At 60.1% G+C, this 23,565-nt stretch carries 26 protein-coding genes; 18 read left to right on the top strand and 8 right to left on the bottom strand.

Features of this window, described 5'->3' with window-relative positions; genetic code table 11:
* Window positions 1-108 precede the first annotated feature (108 nt).
* Window positions 109-1,983, bottom strand: coding sequence for an adenylate/guanylate cyclase domain-containing protein (locus FHX14_RS13185; protein WP_184377397.1), 1,875 nt, complete (start codon window positions 1,981-1,983; stop codon window positions 109-111).
* A 273-nt stretch (window positions 1,984-2,256) separates the two neighbouring features.
* Between FHX14_RS13185 and FHX14_RS13180 the strand changes: the two genes are divergently transcribed.
* Together FHX14_RS13180 and FHX14_RS13175 are read left to right on the top strand one after the other, a co-directional pair.
* Window positions 2,257-2,511, top strand: a complete 255-nt coding sequence (locus FHX14_RS13180) for a type II toxin-antitoxin system Phd/YefM family antitoxin (RefSeq protein ID WP_184377396.1) — start codon at window positions 2,257-2,259, stop codon at window positions 2,509-2,511.
* Window positions 2,508-2,930 (top strand): type II toxin-antitoxin system VapC family toxin, encoded by a 423-nt coding sequence (locus tag FHX14_RS13175; RefSeq protein ID WP_184377395.1) that lies wholly within the window; start codon window positions 2,508-2,510, stop codon window positions 2,928-2,930. The genes FHX14_RS13180 and FHX14_RS13175 overlap by 4 nt, the downstream gene beginning before the upstream one ends.
* Before the next feature lie 21 nt (window positions 2,931-2,951).
* Here FHX14_RS13175 and FHX14_RS13170 read toward each other — a convergent pair whose 3' ends face one another.
* Window positions 2,952-4,022: a LacI family DNA-binding transcriptional regulator gene (locus FHX14_RS13170; RefSeq protein WP_184377394.1), complete on the bottom strand. Its 1,071-nt coding sequence runs from the start codon at window positions 4,020-4,022 to the stop codon at window positions 2,952-2,954.
* Window positions 4,023-4,245: 223 nt separating this feature from the next.
* Here FHX14_RS13170 and FHX14_RS13165 point away from each other — a divergent pair, with 223 nt between their 5' ends.
* The 9 genes from FHX14_RS13165 (at window position 4,246) to ppk2 (ending at window position 13,724) form a co-directional block, all read left to right on the top strand.
* Complete coding sequence (locus tag FHX14_RS13165; RefSeq protein WP_184377393.1) at window positions 4,246-5,199, top strand: sugar phosphate isomerase/epimerase; 954 nt, start codon at window positions 4,246-4,248, stop codon at window positions 5,197-5,199.
* 60 nt (window positions 5,200-5,259) lie between these two features.
* The gene (locus FHX14_RS13160; RefSeq protein WP_184377392.1) at window positions 5,260-6,492 is read left to right on the top strand and encodes an ABC transporter substrate-binding protein; all 1,233 of its coding nucleotides are present in this window, start codon (window positions 5,260-5,262) and stop codon (window positions 6,490-6,492) included.
* Between the two features lie 92 nt (window positions 6,493-6,584).
* Complete coding sequence (locus tag FHX14_RS13155; protein ID WP_003591902.1) at window positions 6,585-7,472, top strand: sugar ABC transporter permease; 888 nt, start codon at window positions 6,585-6,587, stop codon at window positions 7,470-7,472.
* Window positions 7,472-8,356, top strand: coding sequence for a carbohydrate ABC transporter permease (locus FHX14_RS13150; protein ID WP_116409573.1), 885 nt, complete (start codon window positions 7,472-7,474; stop codon window positions 8,354-8,356). The genes FHX14_RS13155 and FHX14_RS13150 overlap by 1 nt, the downstream gene beginning before the upstream one ends.
* A 7-nt stretch (window positions 8,357-8,363) precedes the next feature.
* Window positions 8,364-9,446 carry an ATP-binding cassette domain-containing protein gene (locus FHX14_RS13145; RefSeq protein WP_184377391.1) on the top strand — a complete coding sequence of 361 codons (1,083 nt, stop codon included), beginning with the start codon at window positions 8,364-8,366 and terminating at the stop codon, window positions 9,444-9,446.
* An 84-nt stretch (window positions 9,447-9,530) separates the two neighbouring features.
* Window positions 9,531-11,183 (top strand): GMC family oxidoreductase, encoded by a 1,653-nt coding sequence (locus FHX14_RS13140; RefSeq protein WP_184377390.1) that lies wholly within the window; start codon window positions 9,531-9,533, stop codon window positions 11,181-11,183.
* A gap of 159 nt (window positions 11,184-11,342) precedes the next feature.
* Window positions 11,343-11,732, top strand: a complete 390-nt coding sequence (locus FHX14_RS13135; RefSeq protein WP_184377389.1) for a nuclear transport factor 2 family protein — start codon at window positions 11,343-11,345, stop codon at window positions 11,730-11,732.
* A gap of 115 nt (window positions 11,733-11,847) precedes the next feature.
* Window positions 11,848-12,699, top strand: coding sequence for a helix-turn-helix transcriptional regulator (locus FHX14_RS13130; RefSeq protein ID WP_184377583.1), 852 nt, complete (start codon window positions 11,848-11,850; stop codon window positions 12,697-12,699).
* 110 nt (window positions 12,700-12,809) lie between these two features.
* Window positions 12,810-13,724, top strand: a complete 915-nt coding sequence (ppk2, locus tag FHX14_RS13125) for a polyphosphate kinase 2 (RefSeq protein ID WP_097626116.1) — start codon at window positions 12,810-12,812, stop codon at window positions 13,722-13,724.
* Between the two features lie 113 nt (window positions 13,725-13,837).
* On the opposite strand, the gene FHX14_RS13120 is transcribed toward ppk2, so the two are convergent.
* Entirely contained in the window at window positions 13,838-14,713 is an 876-nt protein-coding gene (locus FHX14_RS13120) for an aldo/keto reductase family oxidoreductase (protein ID WP_184377388.1), read from the bottom strand.
* 96 nt (window positions 14,714-14,809) lie between these two features.
* On the opposite strand from FHX14_RS13120, the gene FHX14_RS13115 reads away from it, so the two are divergent.
* Entirely contained in the window at window positions 14,810-15,721 is a 912-nt protein-coding gene (locus FHX14_RS13115; RefSeq protein ID WP_184377387.1) for a LysR family transcriptional regulator, read from the top strand.
* Window positions 15,722-15,736: 15 nt separating this feature from the next.
* On the opposite strand, the gene FHX14_RS13110 is transcribed toward FHX14_RS13115, so the two are convergent.
* The 4 genes from FHX14_RS13110 to FHX14_RS13095 form a co-directional block, all read right to left on the bottom strand.
* Window positions 15,737-16,216 (bottom strand): pyridoxamine 5'-phosphate oxidase family protein, encoded by a 480-nt coding sequence (locus FHX14_RS13110; RefSeq protein WP_184377386.1) that lies wholly within the window; start codon window positions 16,214-16,216, stop codon window positions 15,737-15,739.
* 91 nt (window positions 16,217-16,307) lie between these two features.
* Entirely contained in the window at window positions 16,308-16,502 is a 195-nt protein-coding gene (locus FHX14_RS13105; protein ID WP_097626113.1) for a hypothetical protein, read from the bottom strand.
* A 153-nt stretch (window positions 16,503-16,655) separates the two neighbouring features.
* Window positions 16,656-16,889: a 30S ribosomal protein S21 gene (gene rpsU, locus FHX14_RS13100; RefSeq protein WP_054183660.1), complete on the bottom strand. Its 234-nt coding sequence runs from the start codon at window positions 16,887-16,889 to the stop codon at window positions 16,656-16,658.
* 41 nt (window positions 16,890-16,930) lie between these two features.
* Window positions 16,931-17,083: a hypothetical protein gene (locus tag FHX14_RS13095; RefSeq protein ID WP_184377385.1), complete on the bottom strand. Its 153-nt coding sequence runs from the start codon at window positions 17,081-17,083 to the stop codon at window positions 16,931-16,933.
* A gap of 447 nt (window positions 17,084-17,530) precedes the next feature.
* Here FHX14_RS13095 and FHX14_RS13090 point away from each other — a divergent pair, with 447 nt between their 5' ends.
* From FHX14_RS13090 to FHX14_RS13070, 5 genes are all read left to right on the top strand, one after another.
* Window positions 17,531-18,238 (top strand): Ig-like domain-containing protein, encoded by a 708-nt coding sequence (locus FHX14_RS13090; RefSeq protein ID WP_184377384.1) that lies wholly within the window; start codon window positions 17,531-17,533, stop codon window positions 18,236-18,238.
* A gap of 149 nt (window positions 18,239-18,387) precedes the next feature.
* Window positions 18,388-18,576 carry a hypothetical protein gene (locus tag FHX14_RS13085; RefSeq protein ID WP_003572146.1) on the top strand — a complete coding sequence of 63 codons (189 nt, stop codon included), beginning with the start codon at window positions 18,388-18,390 and terminating at the stop codon, window positions 18,574-18,576.
* Window positions 18,577-19,022: 446 nt separating this feature from the next.
* Window positions 19,023-20,567: a DUF4173 domain-containing protein gene (locus tag FHX14_RS13080; protein WP_184377383.1), complete on the top strand. Its 1,545-nt coding sequence runs from the start codon at window positions 19,023-19,025 to the stop codon at window positions 20,565-20,567.
* Complete coding sequence (locus tag FHX14_RS13075) at window positions 20,567-21,271, top strand: response regulator (protein WP_184377382.1); 705 nt, start codon at window positions 20,567-20,569, stop codon at window positions 21,269-21,271. Before FHX14_RS13080 ends, FHX14_RS13075 begins: the two co-directional genes overlap by 1 nt.
* Window positions 21,271-22,278: a HAMP domain-containing sensor histidine kinase gene (locus FHX14_RS13070; RefSeq protein ID WP_184377381.1), complete on the top strand. Its 1,008-nt coding sequence runs from the start codon at window positions 21,271-21,273 to the stop codon at window positions 22,276-22,278. The genes FHX14_RS13075 and FHX14_RS13070 overlap by 1 nt, the downstream gene beginning before the upstream one ends.
* 76 nt (window positions 22,279-22,354) lie before the next feature.
* Here FHX14_RS13070 and FHX14_RS13065 read toward each other — a convergent pair whose 3' ends face one another.
* Window positions 22,355-22,954, bottom strand: a complete 600-nt coding sequence (locus tag FHX14_RS13065) for a TetR/AcrR family transcriptional regulator (protein WP_184377380.1) — start codon at window positions 22,952-22,954, stop codon at window positions 22,355-22,357.
* A 119-nt stretch (window positions 22,955-23,073) separates the two neighbouring features.
* Between FHX14_RS13065 and FHX14_RS13060 the strand changes: the two genes are divergently transcribed.
* A complete protein-coding gene (locus tag FHX14_RS13060; protein WP_184377379.1) occupies window positions 23,074-23,502 on the top strand; it encodes a Tautomerase enzyme in 429 nt (142 codons plus the stop codon).
* The last annotated feature ends 63 nt before the right edge of the window (window positions 23,503-23,565 follow it).

The raw sequence follows: 23,565 nt of genomic DNA, 5'->3' as shown, positions 1-23,565 counted from the left end.
CCTCAAAAGACTTTTATGCTGCCAGTTTAAGTTGACGATCGGCGCTCGCAAGAATTTTAGCAAGTAGTAAAATAGAATTAGCACTAGCCTGCAAAATGTACTGGAGCGTTATTCCGACAGTTCAACCAAGCCTAAATAGCGAGGGTGACTGCGGATCGGATCGAGGTCGGAATCGTTCTTGAACCACAGCCGCATCTCGATGCCGACCTGAGGCATCCAGACCTCGAGGAGGTCTATCGCTCGCTCAATCTCGCCAAGCAGTGCATAGGTGCAAGCCGCATTGTACTGAATGTTGATATCGTCCGGATCCGTCGCCAGCGAACGGGCCAACCACTCCAGAGCCTGATCGCGGATACCGAGAAAGGCCAGCGCCGTCGCTCCCAGGCAGGCAACATTGGCATTCTCCGGATGTAGCCGCAGTTCTTCCTCAGCCTTTTTCAACGCGATCCGCGCATAGCTGCTTGCCTTGTCTATTTGCCCGAGCGAACGAAGGACGTTCACAAGCATGATCGGCGCACCATAATCGGCAGGCTTGATTTCCATCGCACGCTGGAAGTGCGTGGCTGCGAGTTCAAATTGAGCTTCGGTGACGCAGAATTCGGCATAGTACCGATTTGCCTCGTGGCAATTGGCGTCGAGCGACAAAGCCTGCTCGAATGCAGAAACTGCCTCGGTGCGATTGCCGGCCACCGCCAACGCAAATCCCTTCGCCGCATGGGCCTCCGCCAGATTGGGATCGATAACGAGCGCCATCGTCGCATTCGCCAGAATGTCCTCTACCGGAATCTCGGTGCCGAACTGGGACCGCAGACGCGCATCGCAAACCGCGATTCCCGCATAGGCGCGGGCATAATTTGGATCCAATTCGATGGCTCGGGCGAAGCTCTGCCTGGCCATCAGATGGTTCGAGCGCGAGGCAATATGGTAGTATTCCCGCCCTCTGAGGAAATGCGTATAGGCTTCGACACTCTCTGTCGGCGCTTGCTCGATTGCCTCCTTTTCCTCCGGGAGCAGCTTGACCTTTAGTTGCTCGACAATTGCCTTTGTAATCTCGTCCTGCACTTCGAAGATATCGGTGAGGTCGCGGTCGTAACGCGCGGCCCAGACGTGACCGTCGCTAGCTGCGTCGATCAATTCGGCATTGATCCTCACATGGTTGCCGGCTTTGCGGACACTTCCCTCTACGACGTAAGCAACGCCGAGCTCCCTGGCGATGCGCTGCAGGTTCTCGCTGCGGCCTTTCCATGTGAAAACGGTGTTGCGGCTCAGGACAAATAGGCCTGAAACATTCGATAGATCAGTGATGATGTCCTCGGTGATGCCATCGCTGAAAAACTCCTGGGCGAGATCGTCGCTTATGTTGGCAAAGGGCAGGATTGCTACGGATGGCTTGTTGAGGGGCGCCTGCGTGTGGCCGTTTGTGGCAAGCGGCACGCCTTCACCGGAGGCAACATTGCCCCAATCGGCAAAATAGACGTGCACCGGACGGGCGATGTTCTTGACGGTCTTTTCGCCCTGGTCTGCGAAATCGAGGCCGAGTTTGTTTGCGACTTCGTGGCGCACGGCGGCCGAACAGGCAATACCCCCAGGCGCCGCAAGGGCTTGCAGCCGGACCGCCACATTGATGCCGTCCCCATGAAAGTCGTCCTCGTCGAAGACGATGTCGCCCAGATTTAAGCCTATTCGGAACGCGAAATGCCTGTCCGCAGGAATGCCGATGTTGCGCTCCAGCATGCCGCGCTGGATCTCGACCGCACAACGTGCAGCACCCAGCACGCTACCGAACTCGACCAGGAAACCGTCGCCCATTATCTTGATGATATGCCCGCCATGGCTTGCGACGGCAGGATCGAAGAGCTCCCGGCGATGTTGACGAAGGGCGTTGAGCGTCTCCTCTTCGTTTGCCTCCAGAAGACGGCTGTAGCCCACCACATCGGCAGCCAGGATAGCCGCAAGCCGACGTTCAAGAAGCTCTGCACACATGCCCGTCTCCCCAACGTGCTGGTGGCAATACTATGCAATTCTAGAAGCTAGCCGGTAATGTTGCCGGACGATTGTATTACTGACAACTAAAATCTCCCTCTCGGCGGTAAGAACTCCCGGAGTTGCAAGGTGACGGCAAGATCGGCAATGCCACGGGGCTCCTTGATCAAAGATATGGCTGACGTTGTCTGCGAATGAATTTAACGACGACACAATGCTTGTTCTGACGGCTGGCAGTGTTATATGTAGGTAAATACCTACATGAGGCATGTCATGACCGTCACCACGCTTTCCAGCCGCGAGCTCAATCACGATGTCAGCAGTGCGAAGAAAGCTGCAAAAAAGGGGCCGGTCATCATCACTGACCGCGGCAAACCTTCCCATGTCCTTCTGACATATGAAGAATTTCAACGTCTTTCCGGCAGCCGCCAAAGTCTGGTCGATGGGCTTTCCATGCCAGGCTTATCGGAAATCGACTTCATGCCAACGCGGGCCGAGATCAAAACCCGCGGAGTTGACCTGTCTTGAGCTATCTGCTGGATACGAATGTCATCTCGGAGCTGCGCAAGGTCGGTGATGGCAAGGCCGATCCTCAAGTCGTGGCGTGGATCGAAACCGCGAACGCTTCAGACTTTTATCTCTCTGCAATCACCATTCTCGAATTGGAACGCGGCGTGCTTGCCATCCAGCGACGAGATGCGCGTCAAGGTTCACGCCTGCGTACATGGCTGGACGACCATGTGCGCCCGGAATTCGCCGGCCGGATCCTGCCGATCGACGATGCCATTGCAACGCGTTGCGCGCATCTGCATATTCCCGACCGGCGCAACGAGGCCGATGCGTTGATTGCTGCGACCGCAATCGTTCACAATCTTACCGTGGTCACGCGAAACGTGAGAGATTTCGACGGCACCGGCGTCGTCATTGTCGATCCCTGGCAGGGTTGAGCAATGTGGACGCCCTTATCGTCAATCCTTCGGAGGGGCGATGCTCTCCCGCAGGATAAGCTGGCTGCGGACGACAGTGCGCAGCGTTTCTACATTTTGCCTCTGGCCAATGGCGTCGAGCAGGAGTTCCACTGCCGCGCGGCCCATTTCTTCTACTGGCTGCTCGATCGTCGAAAGCGGCGGCGCGGAGAATTCGCAGACCGGGGAGCCGTCGAAGGAGACGACGGATAGGTCGTCGGGAATGCTCAAGCCTGTGCGCTTGATGCGGCTGACGAATGAAATGGCCATGTCGTCGCTGGTGGCGATGACCGCCGTCGGTTTCTCGGCTAGCTCTGCGAAATCGTCTGCCGCCTGCACGCCGATATCGAAACCGTGCTGATAATCGAGACGGCCGCCCGAGCGATGCACGGCACCCTTCGATAGGCCGGCTGCTTCAAGCGCTTCGAGCACGCCGCCATAACGCTCGACATCGTGATAGTTGCCTTCAGGTCCGGCAAGGTAGAAGAACCGCCGGTGGCCCAGCCGGATCAGTTCGGTGGTGACGTCGCGCACAGCTTCGCGATCGTTGGTCACGACGCTCTGCAGGCCCGCATCGCTCATGTCGAGCAGCATCGAAACGATCGGCAGGCCGGAGTTTGCCAGCGAGCGCCCGTCGACCTCCGGAAGCTTCGACGATAGAATAATGGCGCCGCGGACGCTGCCGCCGAAGGCGAGGTCGAGGATGTGCCGCTCGGAAATCTCGTCACGATCGAGGTTGGCGATCATCAGATTGTAGCCGCCCTGGATCAGCGATTTGTTGATGCTCTGCAGGACCTGCGGAATGATCTGCGAGACGCCGTAATAGAGTGATCCGGGCAGAATGATCATGATGATGTTGGATTTGCCGACCCTGAGGCCTCGCGCCATCGCATTCGGCGTATAGCCGAGCTGCTTGGCCGCTGCGTTGATCTTGGCGCGAGTCTTCTCGTTGACCCGCCCGGGATTGGCGAGCGCACGGCTGACCGTCGAGATCGCAACACCGGCGAGCCGCGCGACATCGGCCATCAATGCGCCCGATTGATCTTCCCCGACCACATCCTTGTTTTTATTCACGTTTATTTCATTCCCTCGGATGCTTCGATTTGCAACTTTAAGACAGACAATGGTCGATAGCAAACGTTTGCCAAAAATCGCTTGCCAAAAAAACCAGCTTGGCTATCATCTCCAAATGGCAAACGATTGCCATTTCTTAATGCGTTGAAAATCCATGACTTATCGGATGCGGAAACTGCTGTCCCGCACGCTGATGGGTTGTGCCTCGAGAAATGGATAGATTATGGCTACTGGCGACAGGCTGCGTTTCGGCGTCGATCTCGTGACGTTCTTTCATGCCGGCTTCTGGGGCGTCGATAGCGATGATGCGATTATCGCCTATGCGCGCGCCGAACCACGGGCATTCTGGGACAAGATCCTCGACAGCGTGCAGGCCTCCGGCGTTACCGGCGTCGAACTGACCTTTTCTCCCTTCAACTGGCAGGATGCGATCAAGACCTATGGTTCGGTCGACGCTTTCGCAGCCGAGCTGGCAAAACGCGGCCTGACGCTCTGCAGCGGCTTCTTCGCGGAACTGGAGGCGGCGGGCGATTTTGCCGACCCCGAGGCCCAGCGCGCGCTGATCGACAAGGCGGAACGCTATGCCGACTTCCTGAAAGCCTGCGGCAGCGACATCATGGTGATCGGCGCTCCGCTTCGCCAGACGCTCGGCGCCCAGCCCGTACAGTTTCATGATTTCGACCGCGCCAAGGTGATAGCCGATTTCCTGAACCGGCTCGGCGCGACCCTCTACGCCAGGGGCGTGCGGCTGGCGCTGCATACCGAGGCGCATTCGATCTTTGCCGCTGCGCGTGACGTCGACCTGATGATGCTTCTGACCGACGCGGCCTATGTGCATATGTGCCCGGACACGGCCCATATCATCGTTGCCGGCTCCGATCCCGTCCAACTCGTCGATCGCCATCACGAGCGAATGATCATCGCCCATTGGAAGGATGCGATCGGCCCCATGCCCGCCGATACGCCGATCGACAAGCATATCCACGATCGCCACCGTCCCTATTTCTGCGGCTTCGGCCTCGGTCGGGTCGACTGGCCGGCCTGGATCCGGCTGCTGCGCGACCGGGCCTATGAAGGCTGGGCGATCCTCGAACTCGATGCCGCGCCGGATCCCGTCCGCGACATCGCCAACGGGCTGACGCTCGTCCGGCAGGCGCTCCTGCCGATCTATCGCTGACAAGCGATTCCTGAAGACAACGAACGCCCCGCAAAGAGGGCATTTTCAAGAGGTGGAACAATGAAGACAATGATGAACCTTTTTCTTGCCGGTGTGGCATTCGCCGGTTTCTTCGCTTCGGCGCATGCTGAGGACAAGCCGACAATCGAGATTATGTCGTCCTGGACGTCGGGCGGCGAAGCGGCAGCCCTCAATGTCATCAAGACCGAATTCGAAAAACGCGGCGGCGTCTGGAAGGATTCCTCGATCGCCGGCTTTGGCGCCGCCGATGCCGCCTTCCAGAACCGTATCGTCGCCGGTGACGCGCCCGGCGCCAAACAGGGCGTCATCGGTCTTGCGGCTGCGGATTTCGTCAGCCAGGGACTGTTCAATCCGATCGCCGACGTCGCCGCTGCCGGCAAATGGGCCGACGTCCTGCCGAAATCAATCCATGATCTCATCTCCTATGACGGCAAGGTCTATCTCGCGCCGACCGGCGCCCATGGCGAAAGCTGGGTCTTTTATTCCAAGGAAGCCTTCGCCAAGGCCGGCATCGCCGAGGAACCCAAAACCTGGGACGAGTTCTTCGCCGACTTCGACAAGCTGAAGGCTGCTGGCATCGTTCCCGTTGCCTGGGGCGGCCAGCCCTGGCAGCAGACCAAGGTCTTCAACATGATCCTGCTCTCGCAGGTCGGGATCGACGGTTTCCTGAAGATCTATGTCGACAAGGACAAGAGCCAGGCCTCCATTGACGGCGTCAAAAAGACCCTCGAAATTCTCGGCAAGCTGCGCGGCTATGTCGATGCGGGGGCTGCCGGCCGCAACTGGAACGACGCAACGGCGATGCTCATCACCGCCAAGGCCGGCGTCCAGTTCATGGGCGACTGGGCAAAGGGCGAATTCACCGTTGCCGGCAAGGAACCGGGCAAGGATTATGGCTGCATGATCGTGCCGGAGTCCAAGGGCATGGTCTACATCGCCGATTCCCTGTGGTTCCCCAAGACCGGCAATGCCGCGACCGACAAGGCCCAGAAACTTCTCGCCGAAGTCGTCATGGATCCGAAGGTGCAGGTCGAATTCGCTTTGAAGAAGGGCTCGGTTCCGATGCGCACCGATGTCGACAAGTCGAAGCTTGATGTCTGCGCCCAGAAGGGTGTCGAGCTGATGGCTTCCGGTGCGATCGTCCCGGATCAGGCAATCGTGCTGACACCCCAGCAGGTCGGCGCGCTTGACGATTTCGTCGACGAATACTGGAGCGGTGGCTCGAACGATATGGCCTCTGCGGCTGAGAATTTCTTCGCCGTCTTCGAGTAGAATAGTGCCTGCGGCGTCGGCCTGATCCCGGCGCCGCGGCCGCCGCCGCTGCCTTGCGCGGTGTGCCCCGCTTTCCGTCAACGAGCTGGCCGATGCCCATCAAACGCAAACCCAATCTTGCCGCCACCATCGCCCTGCTGCCGACTTGGTTCGCCGCGGTCGCGGTCTTCATTGGCACCATGGCCTGGTCGATCCGCCTGTCCTTCACCAACTCGACGCTTTTTCCATCCTCGACCTATGTCGGATTTGCCCAGTATTCGAAGCTGTTCTCCTCCGCCAAGTGGCTCGCATCGCTGCAAAACGTGTTGATCTTCGGCGTGCTTTACGTCGCAGGCTGCCTTTTGCTCGGCTTTCTGCTGGCCGCAGCACTTGATCGCAAGATCCGCTTTGAGAGCGCCTTCAGAACCATCTTCCTCTATCCCTACGCCATGTCCTTCGTGGTGACCGGGCTGATCTGGCAATGGATGCTCAATCCGACGCTCGGCATTCAGGCGAGCGTGCGTTCGCTCGGTTGGGAAAGCTTCGTCCTCGATTGGGTGGTCAATCGCGACATGGCGATCTATGCGCTGGTGCTTGCCGGCGTATGGCAGGGTGCGGGGCTGGTGATGGTCATCGCGCTTGCTGGCATGCGCGGCATCGAGGCCGAGCAATGGAAGGCGGCGCGCATCGACGGCATTCCCGTCTGGCGCATCTACATCTCGATCATCCTGCCGCAGCTCGGGCCGGCGCTGGCGGCGGCCGGCATGCTGCTCGCCATGGGGGTGATCAAGACCTACGACATCGTCGTCGCCATGACGAATGGCGGTCCCGGCAATGCGACGGAGGTGCCGGCAAAATTCATCATGGACAATCTGTTCGGGCGCCAGAACCTCGGCCTCGCCACAGCCGGCGCCACGGTTCTTGTCCTCGGTGTCATCATCGCGGTCGCTCCGTTCCGCTACGCGATGCATATGCGCGCCAGAGCGAAGGGAGCCGCGTGATGACCGGTCCCCATCCGAACGGCCCGAAACCGGCGCGCCTGACGGCGGGGCGCATCGGCCTCTATGCCTTCCTGGTCGTTGCCGCGCTTTTCTTCCTGCTGCCGCTCTATACGATGGTCGTCACCTCGCTGAAGTCGATGGACGAAATCCGGCTCGGTCAGATCTTTGCCCTGCCGGCGACGCTCGATTTCTCCGCCTGGGCGACCGCTTGGTCGGGCGCCTGCATGGGAACCGTCTGCGTCGGCATTCGCAGCGGCTTCTGGAATTCGGTGGCGATCACCCTTCCCGCGGTGGCGCTCTCGGTCTTCATCGGCGCCGTCAACGGCTATGCGCTGTCGCTGTGGCGGCCGCGCGGGGCAAATCTGCTCTTCGGCCTGCTGATGGCCGGCGGTCTCATCCCCTATCAGATCTTCCTCTATCCGATGGTCCGCGTGATGGCGAATATCGACCTCTACAATTCGCTCGCCGGCATCATTCTCGTGCATGTCATCTTCGGCCTGCCGCTGGTGACGCTGCTCTTCCGCAATTATTTCGTCAGCGTGCCGGAGGAGCTCTGCAAGGCGGCGCGCGTCGATGGCGCCGGCTTCTGGCGCATCTTTTTCGAGATCATGCTGCCGATCGCCGTGCCGATGGTGGTGGTGGTCTCGATGCTGCAGTTCACCGGCATCTGGAACGACTTCCTGCTCGGTCTGGTCTTTGCCGGTCGCGACAACCTGCCGATGACCGTACAGCTCAACAATATCGTCAACACCACGATGGGCGAGCGGACCTACAACGTCAACATGGCGGCGACGATCCTGACCGCCATCGTTCCGCTCGCCATCTATTTCCTGTCCGGCCGCTGGTTCGTGCGCGGCATCGCCGCCGGCGCAGTCAAGGGGTAATGCTTCCATGCAATCTGCCGTCTCCGTCAAGGACCTGAGGATCGCCTATGGCGACCATACGGTGATCGAGAAGCTGTCGATCGATATAGCTCCCCGGGAATTCCTGGTGCTGCTCGGCCCTTCCGGCTGCGGCAAGTCAACGCTTCTGAGCGCCATTGCCGGCCTCCAGGACATTACAGCAGGCGAGGTGTGGATCTCAGGCAAGAATGTCAGCTGGGAGGAGCCGAAGGACCGCGGCATCGGCATGGTCTTTCAGTCCTACGCGCTCTATCCACGCATGTCGGTCCGCAAGAACCTGTCCTTCGGCCTTCGCGTCGCCGGTCTGCCGAAACCCGAGATCGAGGCCCGCGTCGCCCGCACGGCTGCCCTCCTCCATCTCGACGCGCTGCTCGACAGGCGCCCTGCCGAGCTCTCCGGCGGCCAGCGCCAGCGCGTCGCCATCGGCCGGGCGCTGGTGCGCGAAGTCGATGTCTTCCTTTTCGATGAACCGCTGTCGAACCTCGATGCCAAGCTGCGCAACGAATTGCGCGTCGAGATCAAGAAGCTGCATCAGCGCCTCGGCAACACCATGATCTACGTGACCCACGATCAGGTCGAGGCGCTGACGCTTGCCGACCGCATCGCCATCATGCGCGACGGCCTGATCCAGCAGCTCGCTTCGCCGGCCGAGATCTACCGTCGCCCGGCCAATCTCTTCGTCGCCGGTTTCATCGGCGCGCCGGCGATGAATTTCGTCGAGGGCCGGATCGAGCGCGACGGCGCTTCGCCGGTGTTCCGAAGCAAGGGGCTCGCCGTCGAGCTCTCCGGCTATGCCTTTAGTGCAGGCGCGGCGGTAGGACCGGCAACACTTGGCTTTCGTCCCGAGCACCTCGTGCTCGACGGGGCGGCAAGCGGCCTGCCCACCATTCCCGGCCGCGTTTCCGTCGTCGAGCCGATGGGCTCGGACGCCGTCGTCTGGTTCGATTGGGCCGATCAAAGTCTCTCGCTGAGACTCATGGGCGACGTGGACCTGCAGCCGGGCGACGCCGTGGTGCCGGGGCTCGATATCGCCAAGGCGTCGCTCTTCGGCGCCGACGGATCGCGGCTCTGATGCGCCGCCCCTTTGTTTGCTCGCAATTGCCGGCGCGCTGCGCGCCGTTTTGAGCAATTGCTCCAGGACAGGATTTGGAAAGACATGTCTGAGATCGTTTATGATGCGCTGGTGATCGGCTCCGGCGCGGCGGGTTCCTTCGCGGTCAAAGAACTGACGGCGCAAGGACTATCGGTGCTGCTTCTGGAGGCCGGTCCTGCCGTCGGACCTCAAGATTTCGACCCTGCACGCAAGAAGGCGCCCGCCAGCAGCATTAATATCTGGGAGCGCGCGCGGGCCACCATCAAGGGCCAGCCGATCCAGGCGCGGGCGGCTTTTTTTACCGAGCGCTTCAGCCACTTCTTCGTCAACGACCGCAAGAACCCCTATACGACGCCGAAGGGCGAGCCTTTCCTGTGGATCCGCGGCCGCCAGGGCGGCGGGCGTCTGCACAGTTTCGGCCGCGTGCTGCTGCGCTGGACCGACGACGACTTCAAGATCCGGTCGCGCACGGGAAAGGGCGTGGACTGGCCGGTCTCCTATAATGAGCTGACGCCTTTTTACGACGAGGTGGAAACCTATCTCGGGCTCTACGGCAACAAGGATGATGTGCCGACCCTGCCGGATGGCATCTATGCCAGACCTGCAGGCCTGACGCCCGCCGAGCAGGTCTTCAAGCAGGCGGTCGAAAGCCGCTGGCCGGAGAGGCACGTCGTTTCCTGGCGCTACATCGCGCCGGACGCCGAACGCATGCCGCGGCCGCTCAGGGACGCCAAAGCCACCGGCCGGCTGACGGTGCTTTACGACGCCGTCGTTCGCCGCATCACCACCGACGAGAAGACCGGCCGCGCCACCGGCGCGGAATTCATCAATCGCAATACGGGGGAAATATCGACGGCCCGTGCCGCGACGGTGGTCCTTTCCGCCTCGCCGATCGAGAGCGTGCGGCTGCTCCTCAATTCGGCTTCGGCAAGACATCCTGATGGGCTTGGAAACAGCTCGGGCGTCCTCGGCCGCTATTTCATGGATCAGCTTCCCTGCCTCGCCTTCGGTTCCTTTTCGAAGGCGAAGGGCTGGGCGCACGATGAATCCGCACCGATCGACCCGTTCTACAATCCGTCGGGCGGGATCTTCATCCCCCGTTTCGGCGAGGGTGATGCCGCCCGCGGCGATTTCGACTACCAGGGCAGCGTCGGCCGCGCGCCGGTCTCCGATAATGCCGACGCGCGTCTCGCCTTCTTCGGCTTCGGCCGAATGCTGCCCTATGCCGACAATCGCATCACGCTCGATGGCAGGCGCAAGGATGCCTGGAACATTCCCGTGCCGCATATCCGCTGCGTCATGCAGGCGGAGGAGCAGGCGCTGCTTCGCCGGCAGGAGGAGACGCTGATCGCCATGATCAGGGACGTCGGCGGCGAACTCGAATTCATCGGCTCGCCCACCGGCCTCAAGGAGATGGGCAAGGGCGCCTTTCCCGACGCTGATGCCTTCAGCCGTTTCATGTTCCGCGCATGGTTCCGCAAGACCATGTGCATGGGTGCGGCAATCCATGAAACCGGCGGTGCGCGCATGGGCGAAAGTTCGGAGGCGTCGGTGCTCAACCCCTTCAACCAGGTCTGGGATGCCCCGAACCTCATCGTCACCGACGCCAGCGCTTTTCCCGGCAGCGGCATCGCCGGCACGACGCTTACCGTCATGGCCCTGACGATCCGTGCCTGCCGAAACCTTGTCGACCGTTACCGAACAGGACAGCTCTAACTTATTACACCCGATGTAATTGAGCCTATTCGCTCTCCCGCGTATCCATGGGCGGTCTTCCTGCAGGAGGAGCATTGCAGCCCTTCAACAGAGACGGCCAACCCGGCGATACCGATAGCCAAGTCGCTGCGGCCATGCCGGTGGCCGAGGAGAGTTAAGATGACGACGATGAGTTTCACCAAACGGCAGCCCCCTGAATGGCTGCTGGCTTTCTGGAGAGAGATCGATGAGAAGACCTTCGGCGAGGGCTTTGATTGCCTGGCAGAGGATGCCACCTGCAATCTCGGCGTCGCCGATTGGAAGGGGCGGGAGGCCATTCGCGAGAACCTGCGCGCCTTCATCGATACCGGCTTCTCCGCCGTTCACGATGTGACGGAATATTGGGATGGCGGGTCGCTTAAAGTCTTCCGCGGCACGGTGACAATGACGCCCGACGACCAGACCCACTCTGCCGTGAAGCCTGTGATGACGCATTTCTTCTACATGGATGAACGGGAGCCAGCCAAAGTTGGCCGGTGGTACGGGGCGGTCGGACCCGTTACTTTCTAGCGTATCGGTCCGACAGTCGGCATCGATTTTCCGAAAGCCCGATGCGTCGGTTCAAAATTACAGCGCCGCTGGCGGGGTGTTTAATCCCCGTCAGCCATCAACATGGATCGTCATAATGAGCTCGATGCATCCTCATGCCAGCCCGATGTCGAACGAGCTTGGCGCCCAGTTGCGCGCTTGGCGTGGGACGAGAGGCAAGAGCCAGTTAGACCTTTCGCTCGACACCGGCATATCGCAGCGTCAAATCAGCTTCATCGAAAGTGGCCGAAGCATTCCCGGCCGCCACAATCTGCTGCATCTCGCCGATGCGCTCGATGTGCCGTTGCGGGAGCGCAATGCGCTGCTGCTCGCCGCTGGTTATGCACCCATTTATGCCGAAGGCAGCATCGAAGACATTGAGATGAAAAGCGTCACGGATGCGCTGAAACGCATGCTTGCTCAGCATGAACCATTCCCGGCAGTGGTGATGGACCGGTATTGGAACGTTGTGATGACGAATGACGCAACATTCCGTTTCTTCAATTGCTTTATCGACATGGCAGCTCGCGAGACGCCGCGCAATCTCCTGCATCTGATGTTCGACCCGGCGGGCATGCGGCCTTTCATCCCCAATTGGAAGGAAACGGCAAAAAGCCTGATGGCGCGGGTGTTCAGAGAGTCCGTCGGCCGTGTCATCGACATGCGCACCAAGGCGCTCATGGACAAGCTTCTCGCCTATCCCGATGTGGAGCGTGCCTGGAACATATCGACGGCGGCGGACAGCACGCCTGTTATCCCCTTGTCCTTCGTCAAGGACGGCAAGCTCCTGAGGTTCTTCTCGCTCGTGACCACGGTTGGCACCGCCCAGACGATAGCGACGCAGGAACTGCGGATCGAGTGCATGTTTCCATTGGATGACGTTACCGAGGGGGAATATGCCAGGCTGATGCAGCAGAGCGAGACGCGTCAGAGCTGGATTGGCCCGTAAATGCGGTGATGAGAGAGGCCCGTCGATGTCTCGATGTTCGGCTGGCCGAACCGTCACACAAACTTCGCACTGGCATGCTCCTGTCAACACAAGCAGGAAGGAAAAACCCCATGTCGCAATCACATCAGGACCAGCTCAGCCGGATCAAGGCCGAAATCGCCGACAGCTTCGATGAGGAGCTGGAAATGCAGATGGAGGAGGACCGGCTGGACGATCTGGTCGCCGAAGGAATGTCGGAACCGGCCGAGCAGACGCTCGAGCGAAAGATCTATTTCCGCGAACTCTTCCGGCTGCAGCACGAACTGGTGCGGCTGCAGGATTGGGTCCAGCACAAGAAGCTGAAGGTCGTCGTGCTTTTCGAGGGCCGGGATTCGGCCGGCAAGGGCGGCGCGATCAAACGCGTCACCCAGAGGCTCAATCCGCGCGTCTGCCGCACCGTCGCACTGCCCGCCCCGACCGAGCGGGAGCGCCATCAATGGTATTTCCAGCGTTACGTCCCGCATCTTCCCACAGCCGGCGAGATCGTGCTCTTCGACCGCAGCTGGTACAATCGCGCCGGCGTCGAGCGCGTGATGGGGTTCTGCACGCCCGAAGAACTCGAGGAGTTCTTCCGCTCGGTGCCTGAATTCGAACGGATGCTGGTTCGATCCGGCATCGTGCTGATCAAATACTGGTTTTCGATCACCGACGAGGAGCAGGAATTCCGCTTCAAGATGCGCATCCACGATCCGCTGAAGCAGTGGAAACTTTCACCGATGGATATGGAAAGCCGTGTCCACTGGGAGGAATATACCAAAGCCAAGGAAGAAATGCTGGCGCGCACCCACAGCAAGGATGCACCCTGGTGGGTGGTGCAGGCCGTCGACAAGAAACGGGCGCGATTGAACTGCATCGCCCATCTTCTCGAGCAGATCCCTTACGAGGATGTTCCCAAACCGGATATCGAGCTGCCCGATCGTATCCGCCACGCCGACTACAACAGGGCGCCGGTTCCGCCTGAGATGCACGTGCCGGAGCGATATTGAGGCATAACTCTACCGGCCATCACGGTCGCAGATGACGCGCGGACTTCAGCTTCGCCGATGCTTTCGGCTATCGCTACACCACGTGTAGCGATAGCCGCGGCCTTTGAATGCGATCAGGCGGCGATGTTTCCGATTTGGTCGAGTTCATCGATAGCCTCATCCGGCAGAACAAGTGCCGCAGCGGCGAGGTTCTCCCTCAGATGGCCGACGGACGAGGTGCCGGGGATCAGCAAGATGTTCGGCGCGCGGCGTAGCAGCCAGGCAAGGGCCACCTGCATGGGCGTGGCATCAAGGCGCGCGGCGACATCGGACAGGGTGGACGACTGCAGCGGGGTGAAGCCGCCGAGCGGGAAGAAGGGCACATAGGCGGTGCCTTCGCGGGCGAGTTCGTCGATCAGGCGATCGTCGGCCCGATGCGCGAGATTGTACTGGTTCTGCACGCAGGCGATCTCGGTGATCCCGCGCCCTTCGGCGATCTGCTTCGATGTGGCGTTGCTTAAGCCCACGTGACGGATCAGTCCCTGCCGTTGGAGATCGGCAAGCACCGTCAGGGGTGCTTCGATCGAGCCTTCCGCAGGGCCATGAACATCGAACATGATTCTGAGGTTGACGACGTCAAGCACGTCCAGGCCCAGATTACGCAGATTGTCGTGGACCGCCGCCGTCAGTTCTTCCGGTGAGAAGGCAGGGTTCCATGATCCATCCGCGCCGCGCCGTGCGCCGAGCTTGGTGACGATGACGAGGTCATCACGATAGGGATGGAGCGCTTCATGGATGATCTGGTTGGTGACGTGCGGACCATAAAAATCGCTGGTGTCGATGTGATTTACGCCGCTCGCAACCGCCTCGCGCAATACGGCCAAGGCCGCGCCATGATCTTTGGGCGGGCCAAAGACGCCGGGCCCCGCAAGCTGCATAGCGCCGTAGCCGAGCCGCTTCACGTTGCGGTCACCGAGTTTGAAGGTGCCGGATTGATCGATGATGGACATGAGCTCACTCCTTTCAAGAGATGACGCCAAGATAGGCGTTGTCGGCGCGCCTGATAATTCGCTACAATCCGCACAGGCTGTGCGGAGTGGCGAACAGTGAAAGTCGATTTGGGCGATCTGAATGCCTTCGTTGCGGTGGCGCGGGCCGGTGGCTTTCGCGAGGGCGCGCGTGTAAGCGGCAGCAGCGCCTCCTTTCTCAGCGAGGCGGTTCGCCGCCTGGAGGCCGAGCTCGGCGTCAGGCTCTTCAACCGCACGACACGCAGCGTCGCTCCGACAGAAGCGGGCAAAGGCTTGCTGGAGCGGCTCGGCCCTGCGCTGACCGAGGTGGAGTCTGCGCTTGATGTGGTCAACGGATTTCGCGACAGGCCGGCCGGCTCGTTGCGACTCAATGTGCCGGTCAGCGCGGCGCGGCTGGTGCTGCCCGCCATCGTTCCGCCGTTCCTCGAAGCCTATCCCGACATTCGCCTCGAGGTGATCACCGAGGAGAGTTTCGTCGACGTGCTCGCTGCCGGGTGCGATGCCGGCATCCGCTACGACGAACGGCTGGAGCAGGATATGATTGCCGTGCCGATCGGGCCGCGTGTGCAGCGCTTCGCCACCGCCGCCTCCCCTGGCTATCTCGACCGCCATGGCCGGCCGCAGCATCCGAGCGAGCTGCTCGGCCATGCCTGTCTGCTGGGCCGTTTTGCCAGCGGTGCGCTGACGACGCCCTGGGAATTCGAGCGGGACGGCGAAGTGTTGCGGGTCGAACCGTCAGGGCCACTGATCGTTAGGGTCGGCGGCGCGACCGATCTGACCGTCGACGCAGCGATCTCGGGCACAGGGATCATCTGCGTTTTCGAGGACTGGCTGCGCCCGCATTTAGAGAGCGGCGCTCTCGAGCCCATCCTCGAACCGTGGTGGCAGCGCTTTTCCGGGCCGTTCCTCTACTACCCTGGACGCCGGCTGGTGCCGGCGCCGCTGCGAGCATTTATCGATTTCGTCAAGGCCTCGACCAGGCAGGCTTGAACAGCACTTGATGCGTCAAAGCTTGACCTCGGCATTGTCGCCCATATCGGGCTTGCTGTTCGAGACGGCTGCAGCCGCCATCTTGATATAGCTGATGAGGGTGCCCGGGCTGTCCCAATATTCGGCTGACGACGGGGTAATCTTCAGGATGCGGATGGAGGGATCGTCGGGATTGTCCCACCACGCTTTGGCCGGCGTTGCCCATAATTCCCTGATCTTTTCGCGGTCGTTCTGCACCTCGGCCGTGCCCGACACGGAAACGTATTTCTGCCCCTTAGTATCGGCAAAGGCGAGGCCCACATTTGGCCAGCGGGCAATCTCGTCATCTTTGTGGCTGGCCACATCGGTCAGAAAATAGACCGCATTCTCGAGCTGCGCGGTATAGGCGGACATCGGGCGGGCACGCAGATCGTCGCCGCTGCGGGTCGTCAGCATGCAAAACCCTATTCTGTCGATCAGTTCCCATACCCGTGTCGCATCATTATGCTCGGCCATCGTCATCTCCGTTTGTGCAAGACGAAAGGAGGTAACCATTTGCCGTGGCCAATGTTCCCGCGACCACTGACACCGTCCCTGCGTTTGTTCCTCAGTGCACGCTTGGGGTTTCCATGACCATTGCGAAATCTTCAGCGACCAGTTCGCTGACGGCGATGAGGATTTCCTCTCGGGAAAAGCCCGAAATCAATGCGCGTTGAATCAGGTCCTGCAGATCCGGCTCCACGACATCGCGGCAATCCTCGAGGCGTTCTTCTGAAACGGTGAGGCTATTCAATTCGTCCATTGTCTGTCCTTTCCTGTAACCGTCGAAGCTCGGCAAGGCCGGGCAAGATGGCCGCCAGAGCCCTTCCGTTTTTCTCAGAATGACGGAGATGCTCTATTTCTTTTGGCTTCACGCACTTCCGGACACAAAACCGCTAAGCACTGCTGGTATTCTCTAACCGGCCGCCGTCCGCTTCGGTCTGGCAATCAGGCCTTCACGCTGCATCTTTTTGCGTGCCGCCTTGCGCTGCCGGCTGATCGCCTGTGCCTTTTCCCTGACGCGCCGTTCGGAGGGCTTCTCATAGGCGCGCCGTTCCTTCATTTCGCGGAAGAGGCCCTCGCGCTGCATTTTCTTTTTCAAAACCCTCAGCGCTTGATCGACGTTGTTGTCTCTGACGAGTACCTGCATTTTTTAAGTTCTCCTTGTCTGGATGATGCGCCGATCGCGGTTCAGCCGAGCTGCTCGGCGATCAGGGCCTGCAATTCGCCGCGGGTGAGAAGGCAGGGGCACGGCTTCCAGGTTCTGGCAGCACGGCGGGCGGCCTCGTCACGCTCACGCGGGTTCGCCGCCCCAATGGCGGTGGCTGTGATTGTATCGTTCAAAAAAATCCTCGACCGGCAATCGCCGGCGTCATTGATTGTTTGTGGGATTGCCTGTCGCAGCCTCAAGGGCGCGCAGCGGTTCAGCCGATAAAAGCGTCTCGTTGATAAGCCGGTCACGGCCCTGCTTGGATCGGTTATAGCCCTAAAATAGTCGTCTCGGGACGTGATTGCAACAATGGCTCGGATGGCACGCCACCGGCGTCAGGAATCACCTTCAGATATATTAGGCGTCGATCTTCAAGTTAGCCGGGTATAGTTTTCGGCAAATTTTCTTCAATTTTGCTTGAAAATGACATTATTCCGCCGGGAATGAAGCAACGGGGAAATCGGAGACGACATTAACCTTTCATTAAATAACCCATTGACTTGCAGTATTAATAGGTTGTTAAAGGAGCCGCTCGCTGAGGTCGGAAACTGACCCGCTTATAACAATTTGGAGAGAGAGCAATGGCTTCGCCGATACACGCAACTGATGATAGTGCAACATTTCTAGAAACTGACGTTATTTCCGGAAACGTGCTTTCCAACGATACATCCGATAATGGCCACCTGTTCCTGCGCGCCTTTGACGGCGAGACCGTTGGCGCCAAGAGCGGCAACAGCCAGATCACCGAGATCCACGGCGACTACGGCACGTTCTTCGTCAAGCCGGACGGCAGCTACACCTATGTCCTGAGCGATGCCGCCAAGATCGGCTTCGCCAACGGCGAATCGTACCAGGAAAAGGTCTCCTACAAGATCTCCGACGGCAGCGGTCATACCGACGTCGGCCTGTTCACCCTGAACATTCAGGGCGTAACCCAGGTCAAGCCGATCGCGGTTGATGATGTCTACAACTTCACCGAAGGCCATGCCATCGGCGGCAACGTTCTGGACAACGACATTGCCGGCGACAACGGCAAGATGTTCCTCCGCCAGTTCCTGACCACCAAGGTAGACGGCACTGCCGACGCTGTAACCGACGTTGCCGGCACCTACGGCACGTTCCATGTCAAGTCGGACGGCACGTTCACCTACGACTTGAACACGGATCTGAATGACGGTCAGACCTACACGGAAGTTCTCCGTTACTACAAGATCTCCGACGGCGAAGGCCACACGGACACTGCCAAGGTGACGCTCAACATCACCGGCACCGACGCTCATATCGCCTGATAAGTGCGATAGATCTGTGAGACATGACGCCCGCCGCGCAATCGGCGGGCGTTTTCGTATACCTGGCTTATTCGGCCGAAGATAATTCTTTTTAGCTAGTTCTTATATATGGCGGGGAAGCGTAGTCTCGAAGTTCGGAGGACACGCCCTTGACCGAACACATCGAACCCAAGCAAATTGAGACCGATGATCTGACGAAAGTCTGGTCGGTAACCGAGTACTGCGCGCGCCATCGGATAGACGCCGAGGAACAGGCGCTGTTGCTCAAACTTTTCGGGCCATTCGCGACAGCCTGCGAACTGCTTCACAATGCCAAGCGCGCACCACGATTCAGATGAGCCTTGTCTATTCCCTTTGATCTTCTGGCACATGCCAACTCGTCGGCGAACGAGGCTGCCAGACATAGCGTGACTGGGTGACGCCCGGCCACTCCGGCTGCTGAAAAAAGCGCGGCGCCATTCCACGCGAATGGGTAGCGCCTGCCGCGAGAAGCGTGATTGACAAGCCGTCTTCATGATCGGCCGTGAGCCTTTCCGTATCTTCACGTCGCCGAAGATTCCTGAATTGCTCCTCACCCTCTGCACAAAATCTGCAATCCGGCGCGGCATGTTTCCGCCATGAGCACGAACGACAGCCAGCCCCGCGACCCATCCCCAGCTTTGCCGGAACGCCTGCGCAATGACGGGTGGTGGCTTGTACAGGAGCCTCAAGACTCGCCTGCCGCGGCGAGGTTGAGAAGCAGGCTCATCGTGATCGAAACGCAGCATTCGCAAGAGGAGCAGCAATGGATACAGCCAATACTTTGACAGAACCGATGCCAATCAGACGCGGCAGCGGCCGAACTGTCGCGCTGCTTGCGCTGGTGGGATTTGCTGATTTTCTGATTTTTGGCCAGGAACTCGGGATAAACCTCTTCCTTTTTGCGCTCGCCGTCTTCGCGGGCATTCTGCTTTCGGCCAGGAGGAGACCTCGGCTTTCGATGGCGGCGTTCCTGCTCAGCCTTTCGATTCTGGCGTCGGCGCCCCTGGTCGAATCGCCTTCGCTGACGGGCGTTGGCCTTTGCCTCGGCGCGCTAATGTCGGTTGCGCTCATCAGCGCCAGGCTCTTCCCCCGCCGCCTGCCCGCCCTGCCCCTCGTATTCTTCCGTTTCGCCCTCGTCATTCCCCTGCGGCTCGCTGAAGATATCAGGAAGTCTCTTGCGACGCCGGGGAAACGTTTCTCTTTCACTATGGTCCGACAGGGCGTCGGCCTCTGGAGCATGCCGCTCATCCTTGCGGCGGTCTTCGTATCCCTCTTTGCAACGGCAAACCCGCTTATCGAAATCGCGCTGCGCAGTATTGATTTTGCCGTTCTGCTGCAGTTTCTCGATCTTTGGCGGATCGGCTTCTGGATGATAACAGCCGTTGTCGTCTGGGCGATGTTGCGACCGCGCCTGAAGCGTCGCGCCAAGAGGCCGCCGACCGGCCGGCCGTTCATGATCGTGCCCACCAGGAATGCGCCGTTCGGTCATGCCTCGCTGCTGCGGTCGCTCATCCTGTTCAACGCGATCTTTGCCGTGCAGACGCTTCTCGATCTCGTCTATCTCTGGGGCGGCGCAGATCTGCCCGAGCACATGAGCCATGCCGAATATGCCCATCGCGGCGCCTATCCGCTGATTGCCACAGCGCTTCTTGCCGCAGCTTTCGTCCTCGTCGCCATGCGGCGCGGCGGGCCTGGTGATCATAGCGCGCTGATCCGCGGCCTCGTTCATGCCTGGATCGGCCAGAATGTCCTGCTCTGCCTTTCCTCGATGCTGCGGCTTGGGCTTTATGTGGAGGTCTATTCGCTGACCGAACTGCGTGTCGCCGCCGGTCTATGGATGGGTATCGTCGCCATCGGCCTTGTCTTGATCCTGCTGCGCATTCTGCTCAACCGATCCAATGAGTGGCTGGTCGCTGCGAACCTCGTCTCCCTCCTTACGGTTCTCTACATCAGTTCCTTCGTCGATTTCCCGGCTTTCATCGCTCGTTTCAATGTCGCCCACAGTCAGGAGATCAGCCAGGAAGGTCCGCCGCTCGACCTTTCTTATCTCTCCTCGCTCGGTCCCTCCGTCATTCCGGCACTCGATCTCTATCTCCAGATGCTGCCGAGCGACCTGATCGACCAAAGGAGCAAAGCGGTGACAGCTCGCTTTTGCCTCGTCAGGGATTTTGAGATGCAGCCGCGCGACTGGCGGAGCTGGACCTTTCGGTCTGCACGGCTGGAGACCTATCTTCTGTCTCCTGCAGCCATTGCAAGAGAGAACGAGAACGATGACAACAAGCAGGACCAACCAACACAGGACCGCTGATGGCGCCCCGCATTCTTGTCGTCGATGACGAACCTCACATCCGCGACGTGATCTGTTTCGCTCTTGAGCGTGCCGGTCTGATATCGACGGCCGTTCGCAATGGCACCGAGGCGATGGCGGCCTTCCGCCGCGGCAACATCGATCTGATCATTCTCGATATCGGCATGCCTGATATGGATGGTCTTGATGTATGCCGCCAGATCCGCAAGACATCGGGATTGCCGATCCTGTTTCTTTCCGCGCGCGATGAGGAGATCGACAAGGTGCTGGGTTTGGAAATCGGCGGGGATGATTATGTCACCAAGCCGTTCAGCCCGCGCGAACTCGTCGCCAGGGTCAAGGCGATCTTGAAGCGCAGCGGCAACGAAGCGGGGCCTGAGAGGCGCCGCGCCATCTTTGTCGCCGGCGAACTCAGCCTGGATCGCCAAGGCAGGACGGTCATGTTCGGCGACAGCGCCATTTCGATGACGGTGCTCGAGTTCGCCATCCTGGACGCGCTGTTGTCACGCCCCGACTTGGTCTTCAGCCGCGAACGGCTGATGGAGGCGGCCTATGGCGCCGGAACCTATGTCGCCGACCGGACGATCGACAGCCATATCCGCAACATCAGGGCCAAGTTCCTGGCGGCCGGCGGCCAGGGGATCATCGCGACGGTTCACGGCATCGGCTTCAAACTCGGCAGTGAAAGCGGGAGGAAGGCCTGATGTCGGCACCGAAAGTCAGGACGAAATGGCGCCCGACGCTGGCGCTGATCGTCTATGTCGTACTTCTCGCCGTCATGGCGCTGCCGATCCTGATCGTCATCTGGTTTCGCGCGGTCGAGGTGAGTTCGAACCGGATGGCGCCGGCGGAAATCGTCGCTCTCGCGGTTGTCGCCATGCTGACGCTCGCTATTGCCTATGTGCTGACGCGTACCATCACCGGCCCGATCGACGCCTTGATCGCCCGCACGGAAGAGATTGCCCGCGGCGGCAAGGGAGCAATCCGGCCGCTCGAAAGCTATGGAACGCGCGAGATTGCCGTGTTGTCGCAAAGCTTCCTCGATCTCGCCGGAAAACTGGTCGATCGCACCGAATATGTCGGCTCCTTCGCCGCCCATGTCTCCCACGAACTGAAATCGCCGCTGACGGCCATTCGGGGTGCAGCGGAGCTTTTGCGCGACGACGATGCAGAAAGGCCGATGACGAAGGCACAGCGTTTGCACTTTCTCGATAATATCGTCGCCGATGCAGCCCGTCTCGATGCGCTGTTGCAGCGGCTGAGAGAACTTGCACAAGCGGAAACCCCGGTAGCCGAGGGCAAAAGCAGCATCGTGGACATCCTGCCCGCGCTGCGCGGGCAATTCCCCGCCCTTGATATTTCCGGGAAAGGCGATACGGAGACATCAGTTGCTCTTCCCCGGGAAGCGGCCGATATCGTCTTCGCCAACCTCGCCGAGAATGCCCTTCAGCAGGGCGCCACGCTGTTGGAACTGAGCGTGTCGGCGGATGCCCGGACAACCGTTATTCTTGTCCGTGACGACGGCGGCGGTATTTCCGAGGCAAATCGCCAACGTATCTTTCAGCCGTTCTTTTCAACCCGCCGCGAACAAGGCGGCACCGGCATGGGTCTCGGCATCGTTCGCGCCATGCTGAGCGCCCATGGCGGTACGATCCGCTTGCTGCAGACGGCCGGCGCAGGCGCCGAGTTCGAAATCACCATACCCGTGTAATTCTCTTATGATGGGGGAATCCCACGTCGAGTTAGAGGCCTTTCGGGTGCCGACCGCATGCTCGTAAGCAAGCGGATCAGTCGTGCGGTTTTATTGCCGTCAACGCCGCCTGCGCGATGATATCTGCAATGCGTTCGGACAGCGCCGGGTCGGACACGGCGCGCGCAAGGGTGACACCGCCACTCAGCATGGCGAGAAGCAGGATCGCCTGATCTTCCCGGCTTGTCTCGGATCGGCCCTCCATCTTGTGCTCCGGCAGGCCGGCGGCGACTTCTTCGACGAGGCGTTTGATCTCAGCCGTGTAGGCGCTTCGCGTTTCATCATCCGCGCGCATCACGTCGGGCGAAAGGCTCGGCAGTGCACAGCTCTCGCCTAAATCGCAGGTTCTTTTATAGCCGAGATAGTAGCCGACGAACGTCGGCAGCCAGTCTTTCGGCTGATTGGTCTTCAGCGCGGCGATTCCTTGCCGCAGTTCTTCGAGCCCCTCCAGCACGGCTGTACGAAAGGCTTCGGCCTTCGATTTGAAATGTCCGTAGAAGGCGCCGTTCGTCACGCCGGCGGCCTTCGTCAGCGCGTCGATTCCGGCGCCGCCATAACCGTCCTTGCGGAAGATCTGGCCCGCGGCTGTGATGACGCGGGCTCGGGTTTCCAGTTTGTGTTCGGCGCTGTAACGCATGAAAACCTCATTTAAAGAGTGATCTCTCTTTATTGCTTGCTAAGAGAGTGACCGGTGTGTATCCATAAAGAGTGATCGGTATATCAGAAGCGGTCACGATTCAAAGAGGGAGATATTCGATGCCTATCACACTCACCGTGCCGGAAGGCCTGCTCTCGCCGGAGGCCCAGGCGCGAGCCTTTGCCGGATTGACGGACGCCTTGCTTGATGTCGCCGGGTTGACCGGCAACGCTTTCATGACCGCCAATGTCATCGGCACCATCAACGTGCTGCCGCGCGAGCACGTGCTGGCGGCCGGAAAGCCGATCGCTGCGGCGTTCGTCGAACTTAAATTGCCGGAGGTCGCGCTGGCGAGCACTGAAGCGAAGCAGGCCTTCATCGAAAAAGCGGCCGATGTCGTCGAGCAGGCCGCCGAAGGCCGGCTCAAGCGAGAGCATATATGGTCGAACATCGTCTATGCCCCCGAGGGTGCCTGGGGAATAGCCGGCGACAGCTACAGCAATGCCGATTTCGTCGGCGCCATCCAGGGCGCGGCCGCCGCGTCGTAACGATCCCGGCGCATCTGTGAACCTTTAGACCTGACACAGCAATGCGCCGCCATCCGGCGGCGC

Origin of the sequence: Rhizobium sp. BK619 (genome assembly GCF_014195245.1) — a bacterium.
GTDB lineage: Bacteria > Pseudomonadota > Alphaproteobacteria > Rhizobiales > Rhizobiaceae > Rhizobium > Rhizobium acidisoli.
Note: the sequence above shows the minus strand (reverse complement) of the source record. Positions and strands in the feature narration are given on the sequence as shown.

Coding starts and splice junctions, on each gene's coding strand:
- FHX14_RS13185 (WP_184377397.1), bottom strand. CDS start 1,983: ATGTGTGCAGAGCTTCTTGAACGTCGGCTTGCGGCTATCCTGGCTGCC.
- FHX14_RS13180 (WP_184377396.1), top strand. CDS start 2,257: ATGACCGTCACCACGCTTTCCAGCCGCGAGCTCAATCACGATGTCAGC.
- FHX14_RS13165 (WP_184377393.1), top strand. CDS start 4,246: ATGGCTACTGGCGACAGGCTGCGTTTCGGCGTCGATCTCGTGACGTTC.
- FHX14_RS13160 (WP_184377392.1), top strand. CDS start 5,260: ATGAAGACAATGATGAACCTTTTTCTTGCCGGTGTGGCATTCGCCGGT.
- FHX14_RS13155 (WP_003591902.1), top strand. CDS start 6,585: ATGCCCATCAAACGCAAACCCAATCTTGCCGCCACCATCGCCCTGCTG.
- FHX14_RS13150 (WP_116409573.1), top strand. CDS start 7,472: ATGACCGGTCCCCATCCGAACGGCCCGAAACCGGCGCGCCTGACGGCG.
- FHX14_RS13145 (WP_184377391.1), top strand. CDS start 8,364: ATGCAATCTGCCGTCTCCGTCAAGGACCTGAGGATCGCCTATGGCGAC.
- FHX14_RS13140 (WP_184377390.1), top strand. CDS start 9,531: ATGTCTGAGATCGTTTATGATGCGCTGGTGATCGGCTCCGGCGCGGCG.
- FHX14_RS13135 (WP_184377389.1), top strand. CDS start 11,343: ATGACGACGATGAGTTTCACCAAACGGCAGCCCCCTGAATGGCTGCTG.
- FHX14_RS13130 (WP_184377583.1), top strand. CDS start 11,848: ATGAGCTCGATGCATCCTCATGCCAGCCCGATGTCGAACGAGCTTGGC.
- ppk2 (WP_097626116.1), top strand. CDS start 12,810: ATGTCGCAATCACATCAGGACCAGCTCAGCCGGATCAAGGCCGAAATC.
- FHX14_RS13120 (WP_184377388.1), bottom strand. CDS start 14,713: ATGTCCATCATCGATCAATCCGGCACCTTCAAACTCGGTGACCGCAAC.
- FHX14_RS13110 (WP_184377386.1), bottom strand. CDS start 16,216: ATGGCCGAGCATAATGATGCGACACGGGTATGGGAACTGATCGACAGA.
- FHX14_RS13105 (WP_097626113.1), bottom strand. CDS start 16,502: ATGGACGAATTGAATAGCCTCACCGTTTCAGAAGAACGCCTCGAGGAT.
- rpsU (WP_054183660.1), bottom strand. CDS start 16,889: ATGCAGGTACTCGTCAGAGACAACAACGTCGATCAAGCGCTGAGGGTT.
- FHX14_RS13090 (WP_184377384.1), top strand. CDS start 17,531: ATGGCTTCGCCGATACACGCAACTGATGATAGTGCAACATTTCTAGAA.
- FHX14_RS13080 (WP_184377383.1), top strand. CDS start 19,023: ATGGATACAGCCAATACTTTGACAGAACCGATGCCAATCAGACGCGGC.
- FHX14_RS13075 (WP_184377382.1), top strand. CDS start 20,567: ATGGCGCCCCGCATTCTTGTCGTCGATGACGAACCTCACATCCGCGAC.
- FHX14_RS13070 (WP_184377381.1), top strand. CDS start 21,271: ATGTCGGCACCGAAAGTCAGGACGAAATGGCGCCCGACGCTGGCGCTG.
- FHX14_RS13065 (WP_184377380.1), bottom strand. CDS start 22,954: ATGCGTTACAGCGCCGAACACAAACTGGAAACCCGAGCCCGCGTCATC.
- FHX14_RS13060 (WP_184377379.1), top strand. CDS start 23,074: ATGCCTATCACACTCACCGTGCCGGAAGGCCTGCTCTCGCCGGAGGCC.